The sequence below is a fragment of the Brachyspira sp. SAP_772 genome (assembly GCF_009755885.1).
Taxonomy (GTDB): domain Bacteria; phylum Spirochaetota; class Brachyspiria; order Brachyspirales; family Brachyspiraceae; genus Brachyspira.
In genome coordinates this window covers 1-684 of sequence record NZ_VYIX01000190.1, presented here as the reverse complement: position 1 = coordinate 684, position 684 = coordinate 1, and the positions used below count along the sequence as shown (strand labels likewise).

At 26.3% G+C, this 684-nt stretch carries 1 pseudogene; it reads right to left on the bottom strand.

Features of this window, described 5'->3' with window-relative positions:
• Nucleotides 1-675 (bottom strand): annotated as a pseudogene (locus GQX97_RS13460) (methyl-accepting chemotaxis protein); the annotation flags it as partial.
• Between the last annotated feature and the right edge of the window lie 9 nt (nt 676-684).

The following is a 684-nucleotide window of genomic DNA, read 5'->3' as shown; positions in this document are numbered from 1 at the left end:
AAATTGAATATTAATACTTCTAGCATCTCCCTTAAAAACAATTATCCAAGGAGCATTAGATAAAGTTTGTATGCTATACCATTGATTTTTATATATTTTGGTTTCGTTTAGATGAGAAGAAAAATTATCTTTAAAATTTTCAAATAAAGGGTCTGTAAATAAATTATTGTCTTTATTTAGCAGATATTTCTTATCATCATGAGTTATATAAATACCATCTTGAGATACAATATAACATTCACCTGCAAAGCTTTTTTTTACATTTTCAATTATTCCATTAATATCTGTAAAATCTATAGAAAATACTCCAAGTAATGAATTATTAGTATATGCCGCCTTACTAAATGTAACAGTAAGTTCATTTACTATAAAATCTATATAAGGTTCACTGATATAAACATCATTTGTCAAAACAGCATTTTTATACCAATCCCTTGAAGTTTGGTCATAAGAGCGGTCATATTCTGCCAATGTATTAATGAAAACACCACCTTGAGAATAAGGCACAGTTTCACCATAATATACATTTAAATAACCTGTTTGTGATTTAGCAATATTTGTAAAAAAGTTTCCTATAGTTTCTACACTAGGATTTGCTTCAAGATTATTTACTACGGTGTTTACTGTATTTTTTATTTCATTAATTTGTCCCTCTGTTATATTTTTTAAGTTTAGAAACTATAG